Source organism: Streptomyces lonarensis (genome assembly GCF_012033735.1).
In the GTDB taxonomy this organism is placed as follows: domain Bacteria; phylum Actinomycetota; class Actinomycetes; order Streptomycetales; family Streptomycetaceae; genus Streptomyces; species Streptomyces lonarensis.
In genome coordinates this window covers 1-7,132 of record NZ_JAAVJD010000258.1, presented here as the reverse complement: position 1 = coordinate 7,132, position 7,132 = coordinate 1, and the positions used below count along the sequence as shown (strand labels likewise).

The window sequence follows — 7,132 nt, the reverse complement described above, 5'->3', positions numbered from 1 at the left end:
ACCATGGGTCGCCGCCCCGTCCCTCGCCGTCGTGCGGGCGTCGCCGCTATCCGGCCCTCGCCCCGACCCTCACTCGGCCTCGGCCCGCCGGCCTGTCCACCCCGTCCGCCCCCTGACCGGTCCGCCCCGTCCCCCCTGGCCGGTCCGTCCGGACGGCCGCCGGGCCGCCCGGACGCCGAGGCGCCGGGCAGGCCGGGCAGGCCGGGCAGGCGTCAGCCCTCTGGGGCGGGCGTCGGCGGGACCGCGCGGAGCAGCAGCACGGAGCGGGCGGGGAGCGTGATGCCCTCCCCCGGCGCGTGCAGGCTGCCCGGCCCGTCGGCCTGGTCCTCGCGGGTGGTGTCGAGGACCAGTTCGTACCCCTCCGCCCAGGGCGCGCCGGGCAGCGGGAAGACGGCGTCCTCCGCGCCGGCGTGGAGCAGCACCAGGAAGCTGTCGTCGGTGACCGGGCGGCCGCGGTCGTCGCGCTGCGGGATGTCCTGGCCGGAGAGGTACATCCCCAGGGTGAGGCTGGGCGCGTACCAGTCGGACTCGGCCATCTCCTGCCCCGTTCCGGTGAACCAGGCGAGGTCGCGCAGCCCCTCCGGGCCCTGCGGCCGGCCGGAGAAGAACGCCCGGCGGCGCAGGACCGGGTGGTCGCGGCGGAGCCGGATCAGCCGGGCCGTGAGGTCGAGCAGCGAGCGCCAGGCCGGATCGCGGGTGAGGGCCCAGTCGACCCAGCTGAGGTCGTTGTCCTGGCAGTAGGCGTTGTTGTTGCCCCGCTGGGTGCGGCCCATCTCGTCGCCGGCGACGAGCATCGGCACGCCGGTGGAGAGCAGCAGCGTGGTGAGGAGGTTGCGGAGTTGGCGGCGGCGCAGGGCGGTCACCTCCCGGTCCTCGGTCTCCCCCTCCGCGCCGCAGTTCCAGGACCGGTTGTCGTCGGTGCCGTCGCGGTTCTCCTCGCCGTTGGCCTCGTTGTGCTTGCCGTGGTAGCTGACGAGGTCGCGGAGGGTGAAGCCGTCGTGGGCGGTGATGAAGTTGACGGAGGCGTAGGGGCGGCGGCCGCCCCAGGCGTAGAGGTCGCTGGAGCCGGAGAGCCGGTAGCCGAGGTCCCGGACGTCGGGGACGGCGCCGCGCCAGTAGTCGCGGACGGTGTCGCGGTAGCGGTCGTTCCACTCGGTCCACAGCGGCGGGAACGCGCCGACCTGGTAGCCGCCGTTGCCGACGTCCCAGGGCTCGGCGATCAGTTTGACCCGGCGCAGGACGGGGTCCTGGGCCATCACCGCCAGGAACGGCGAGAGCATGTCGACGTCGTGCATGGAGCGGGCCAGGGCGGCGGCGAGGTCGAAGCGGAAGCCGTCGACGCCCATCTCCTGCACCCAGTAGCGCAGTGAGTCGGTGATCAGCCGCAGCACCTGCGGTTGGACGACGTGGAGGGTGTTGCCGCACCCGGTGTAGTCGGCGTAGTAGCGGGGGTCCTCCCCCAGCCGGTAGTAGCCGCTGTTGTCGATGCCGCGCAGTGACAGTGTCGGGCCGAGCTGGCCGGCCTCGGCGGTGTGGTTGTAGACGACGTCGAGGATGACCTCGATCCCGGCGCGGTGGAGGGCGCGCACCATGTTCTTGAACTCGCCGACCTGCGCGCCGCGGCTTCCGGCGGCGCTGTACGCGGCGTGCGGGGCGAAGTAGCCGATGCTGTTGTAGCCCCAGTAGTTGGACATGCCGCGGCGCAGCAGGTGGTCCTCGTGCGCGAACTGGTGGACGGGCAGCAGCTCGACGGCGGTGACGCCGAGGCGGGTGAGGTGGTCGACGGCCGCGGGGTGTGCGAGGCCGGCGTAGGTGCCGCGCAGCTCCTCGGGGATGTCGGGGTGGGCGCGGGTGAAGCCGCGGACGTGGAGTTCGTAGATGACGGAGTCCGCCCAGGGGGTCTTGGGGCGGCGGTCGTCGGCCCAGGTGTCGCGGTCGTCGACGACGACGCCCTTGGGGACGAACGGGGCGGAGTCGCGGTCGTCCCGGACGGTGTCGGCGACGTCCTGGTCGGGCCAGTCGCGGGCGTGGGCGTAGCACTCGGCGGGGACGGGGCGTTTGCCGGTGCCGGGCGCGAAGTCGCCGTCCACGGCGCGGGCGTAGGGGTCGAGGAGGAGCTTGGCCGGGTTCCAGCGTGCGCCGGTCCAGGGGTCCCAGCGGCCGTGGACCCGGTAGCCGTAGCGCTGCCCGGCGGTGACGCCGGGGACGAAGCCGTGCCAGATCTCGTGGGTCAGTTCGGTGAGGGCGCAGCGGGTCTCGTTGCCGGCGTCGTCGAAGAGGCAGAGCTCGACGCCTTCCGCGCCCGCCGCCCAGAGGGCGAAGTTGGTGCCGGGGATGTCGCCGGGTCCGTTGCGGACGCGGGCGCCCAGCGGCTGCGGGCTGCCCGGCCAGACCTCGGGCGGGAGGCCGGCGGGCGGGCGGACGTGCACGCTGTGCGCCAGGGGGCCGGGGGCCGCGGGGTGCCCGGTGACCATGGTGGGGGCGGCCGTCTCGGTTCCGGCCGGCCCGTGCTCGGGTGCGTGGGGCACGTGGGCCTCCTGCTGGTGCGAATGGGGGGCGGGTCAGCGGTGCTGGGGGCGCTGCGCGTCGCGGGGGGGGCGGACCGTGGTGGGGTCCGGCGGGTGCCGGGGGGTGGCCGCGGGGGTTGCGTACCCGCGGCCGTCGGCGGCCGCGGGGCTCGGCGGTGTCGGCCGGTTGTCAGCTTTCCCCAGGTTCTTCCCTCTCAGTGGTTCTTCATCACTCGTGACCGCCTCATGACCAGTCATGAGGTATTTGATCACTTTTAGGACCGAATGGCACTGCTTGCCGCCTCTTCAACGCTCTGCGTCATGCCGTGGGCAGCACTAGTACGCAACGGTGACAATTCCGGGGCATGACTGCCGGACGCGTGTGGTTGGCTGGAGGAACGGCGGACGTGGATCATCACGGACGCCCGGGGCGCGAGGGGAGTCACAGGTGAACAGGCGACGGTGGGGCGCGAGGCGCAACGGGGCGATAGCCGGCTTGGCCGGGATCGTCATGGTGGTCGCGACGGCGTGCGGGGGCACCAGCAAGGCGGAGACGTCGGGGGGCGACGAGGAGAAGGGCGGCGGGGGCGGAGCCGGGGGCGACGCGGCGGCCGCGGTCTCGGTGGCGTTCACCACTGAGGACGGCGCGGAGTCGGTCGCGACCTGGGAGGAGTTCTCGGTCAGCGCCGAGGACGGCACGCTGACCGAGGTGAGCGTGACCGACCCGGAGGGCACCGAGGTGCCGGGCGAGTTCACCGAGGACAGCACCGGCTGGGCCCCGGTGGAGCACTTCGCCAACGGCACCACCTACGAGGTCACCGCCACCGGCGAGGACGCCGAGGGGCTGGAGGCGGTGGGCACGACCACCTTCACCACCGTGGCCGCGGAGGCCACCGTCGACACCAACAGCCACCTCTGGAACTGGATCGACGAAGGCGGCACCGTCGGGGTCGGCACCGTGATCTCGGTGACCTTCGACAAGCCGGTGGAGAACACCGGCGCGATCGCCGACGCCATCCGGATCAAGACCGAGCCGGCCGTCGAGGTCGAGCCGCACTGGTTCGGCAACCAGCGCGTCGACTTCCGGCCGCAGGAGTACTGGGCGCCCGGCACGGAGGTGACGGTCGAGTTCCGCACCCGCGGCGTCGAGGCCGCCCCCGGCGTGTACGGCACCCGGTACAACGAGCGGTCGTTCGTCGTCGGGCACCGGCAGGTCAGCACCGTGGACATCGACACCCTCACCATGGACGTCGAGCGTGACGGCGAGGTCATCCGGAGCATCCCCGTCACCGCGGGCGCCCCCGGCAAGGACACCTGGAACGGCAAGATGGTCGTCTCGGAGATGTTCACCGAGACCCGGATGGACGGCGCGACCGTCGGGTACGACTACGACATCCCCGATGTTCCCCACGCCATCCGGCTCTCCACCTCCGGCACCTTCCTCCACGGCAACTACTGGTCCACCCCCGGGACCTTCGGCAACCACCTCGACACCCACGGGTGCATCGGCCTGCAGGACGTGCAGGGCGGCAACGACGCCTCCACGCAGGCCGCGTGGTTCTACGAGAACACCCGGATCGGCGACGTGATCGAGGTCGTGAACTCCGACGACGACGTCATCGCCCCGGACAACGGCCTCAACGGCTGGAACCTCGACTGGTCCCAGTGGGGCGCGGGGCAGTGACCCCCTCGGCCCGCCGCTGAGCGGCGGGCCCGCACGGTGGCCCGGTACGGTCGACGACCGTACCGGGCCACCGGCACGTCCGGGCCGGCACCCGCCCGGGACCACCACCGCGTCCGGGGCAGGCACGCGCCCCGGTGGGCGGCAACCGGCGCGGCCCGAACGGCCCACCGCCGGTGAACGAACGCTAACCTGACGGCATGACTGTGCATCTGGAAGTAGCGGACGGCGTCGGCACCATCCGGCTGGACCGGCCGCCGATGAACGCCCTGGACACCGCCGTGCAGGACCGGCTGCGGGAACTGGCCGACGAGGTCACCGCCCGCGACGACGTCCGCGCCGTGGTGATCTGGGGCGGCGAGAAGGTGTTCGCCGCCGGCGCGGACATCAAGGAAATGCGGGAGATGGACCAGGCCGCGATGATCGCGCGCGCCCGCGGCCTCCAGGAGTCCTTCACCGCCGTCGCGCGGATTCCCAAGCCGGTGGTGGCCGCCGTGACCGGCTACGCCCTGGGCGGCGGCTGCGAGTTGGCGCTCTGCGCCGACATCCGGGTCGCCGCGGAGGACGCCCGGCTCGGCCAGCCCGAGATCCTGCTCGGACTGATCCCCGGCGCCGGCGGCACCCAGCGGCTGCCGCGGCTGGTGGGCCCCTCCCGCGCCAAGGACCTCATCTTCACCGGCCGCCAGGTCAAGGCGCCCGAGGCGCTGGAGATCGGCCTGGTCGACAAGGTCGTCCCCGCGGACGAGGTGTACGCCACCGCCCACGCCTGGGCGACGCGGCTCGCCGCCGGGCCCGCCATCGCGCTGCGCGCCGCCAAGGAGGCCGTCGACAGCGGGCTGGACGCCGGCATCGACACCGGCCTCGCGGTGGAACGCACCTGGTTCGCCTCGCTCTTCGCCACCGCCGACCGCGAGATCGGCATGCGGAGCTTCGTCGAGGACGGCCCCGGCAAGGCCCGCTTCACCCGCTGAGCAGCGGCGTCAGCGCCCGCCCCCGGCCGGCCGCTGACGCCACCGGGGCCGGGCGGCCCCCGGCGGCGTCAGCGGGTCCGGGTGTCGGCCGGCACGACCAGCGGTGTGCCGGTGACCGGGTCGGGGATCACGACGTTGGGCAGCCCGAAGACCCGGTCGACCAGCTCGGAGGTGAGCGTCCGCGCGGGCGGGCCCGCCGCCTCGATGCGTCCGTCGCGCATCACCACCAGGTGCGAGGCGTAGCGCGCGGCGTGGTTGAGGTCGTGGAGCACCGCGACGACGGTGCGCCCGGCGCGGTTCAGCTCGTGCAGCAGGTTCATCACCTCGATCTGGTACGCCACGTCGAGGTAGGTGGTCGGCTCGTCGAGCAGCACCAGCGGTGTCTCCTGCGCGAGGACCATGGCGATCCACACCCGCTGCCGCTGCCCGCCGGAGAGCTCGGCGACCGGTCGCGCCGCGAGGTCCGCCACCCCGGTGGCGGCCAGGGCACCGGCCACCGCCTCGTCGTCCTCGGGCGACCACTGCCGCAGCGCGCGGCGGTGGGCGTACCGGCCGCGTGAGGCGAGTTCCGCGACGGTGATGCCGTCGGGCGCCGTCGCGGTCTGCGGCAGCAGGCCGAGCCGGCGGGCGACGTCCTTGGGCGGCCGGGTGTGGATGTCGCGGCCGTCGAGGACCACCGTGCCCGCGGTGGGCGCCAGCAGCCGGGACAGCGCCCGGAGCAGCGTGGACTTCCCGCAGGCGTTGGGGCCGAGCACCACCGTGAAGGAGCCGGGCGGCACCACCAGGTCGAGCTCCTCGACGACGGTCCGGTCCCCGTAGCGCAGGGTCAACCCCCGCGCGAGCAGCCTGGGCCCGTCCGTGTCCCGGTCGTCCGCGGTCCGGGCATCGGCGGCGGTCGCCGGGGGCGTGGTCTTCGGGGTCACGGGCGCCGCCTTGCTTCGTGGACGAGGAGCCAGACGAGGTAGCCACCGCCGAGGACGACGGTGACGACCCCCACCGGCACGGTCAGGGGGACGAGGTGCTGGGCGATCAGGTCGGCGCCGAGGAGCAGCACCGCGCCGGTGAGGGCACTGACGGTCAGCGGGATGCCGGGGGCACGGGCCAGCCGGCGGGCGATCTGCGGCGCCGCCAGCGCCACGAAGGAGATGGGGCCGGCGACGGCGGTGACCACGCTGACCAGCCCCACGGCGACCGCGATGACGGCGGTGCGCGAGCGGCCGACCCGTACACCGGCCGCGGCCGCCACGTCGTCGCCGAGGTCGAGCTGGCGCAGTGCGGGGGCCAGGGGCGGCAGGAGCGCCAGCAGAGCCAGGAGGCAGAGCCCGGCCGGTACGGCGTTGGCGGCGGTCACCGTGTTGAGGGTGCCGGCGCCCCAGGCGGAGGCGAGCAGCGCGGTCTCCAGCTCGGCCCGCAGCAGCATCCAGGTGTTGACGGAGGCCAGCATCGCGGAGACCCCGATGCCGACGACGATCAGCCGGAACCCCTGGAGCCCGTCGCGGAGGGCGAGCAGGTAGATGGCGACGGCGGCGAGCAGCCCGCCGACCAGCGAACCGGTCATCAGCAGCGGCCATCCGCCGCCGAGCAGCAGCAGCGCGACGAGCATGCCGGTGAAGGACCCGTTGGCGAGGCCGATGATGTCGGGGCTGGCCAGCGGGTTGCGGGTGACGGTCTGGAAGATCGCGCCGGCCACCGCGAGCGCGGCGCCGAAGACGGCGGCCGCGGCGGCGCGCGGCAGCCGCCAGTCCAGGACGACGGTGCGGGCGAACCCCTCGGTGGAGCCGGTCAGCACGCCGATCGCCTCGCCCGGGCTCAGCGGGTAGTCGCCGAGGACGAGGGCGAGGAGGACGAACCCGGCGAGGAGCACCGCCGCCGCGCCGGCCAGCGCCGCGGAGCGGACGCCGACGACGAGGTTGCACCGGGCGGTGCCGACGACGACCCGCCGCCGCCCGGTCGCCAGCCGCCCGGTCGCCGAC

At 74.1% G+C, this 7,132-nt stretch carries 5 protein-coding genes; 2 read left to right on the top strand and 3 right to left on the bottom strand.

Annotated features, from left to right (window positions below; translation table 11 throughout):
• Positions 1-212: 212 nt before the first annotated feature.
• Positions 213-2,474 (bottom strand): glycogen debranching protein GlgX, encoded by a 2,262-nt coding sequence (gene glgX / locus HCN56_RS22105; RefSeq protein WP_167973872.1) that lies wholly within the window; start codon positions 2,472-2,474, stop codon positions 213-215.
• Positions 2,475-2,955: 481 nt separating this feature from the next.
• Here glgX and HCN56_RS22100 point away from each other — a divergent pair, with 481 nt between their 5' ends.
• Positions 2,956-4,191 carry a L,D-transpeptidase gene (locus tag HCN56_RS22100; RefSeq protein WP_312871364.1) on the top strand — a complete coding sequence of 412 codons (1,236 nt, stop codon included), beginning with the start codon at positions 2,956-2,958 and terminating at the stop codon, positions 4,189-4,191.
• Positions 4,192-4,388: 197 nt separating this feature from the next.
• A complete protein-coding gene (locus HCN56_RS22095) occupies positions 4,389-5,159 on the top strand; it encodes an enoyl-CoA hydratase/isomerase family protein (protein ID WP_167973866.1) in 771 nt (256 codons plus the stop codon).
• 68 nt (positions 5,160-5,227) lie between these two features.
• On the opposite strand, the gene HCN56_RS22090 is transcribed toward HCN56_RS22095, so the two are convergent.
• Together HCN56_RS22090 and HCN56_RS22085 are read right to left on the bottom strand one after the other, a co-directional pair.
• Complete coding sequence (locus tag HCN56_RS22090; protein ID WP_167973864.1) at positions 5,228-6,082, bottom strand: ABC transporter ATP-binding protein; 855 nt, start codon at positions 6,080-6,082, stop codon at positions 5,228-5,230.
• Positions 6,079-7,132 (bottom strand): FecCD family ABC transporter permease (locus HCN56_RS22085; RefSeq protein ID WP_312871363.1); only part of this gene is annotated, 1,054 nt, incomplete at its 5' end. The genes HCN56_RS22090 and HCN56_RS22085, both read right to left, overlap by 4 nt.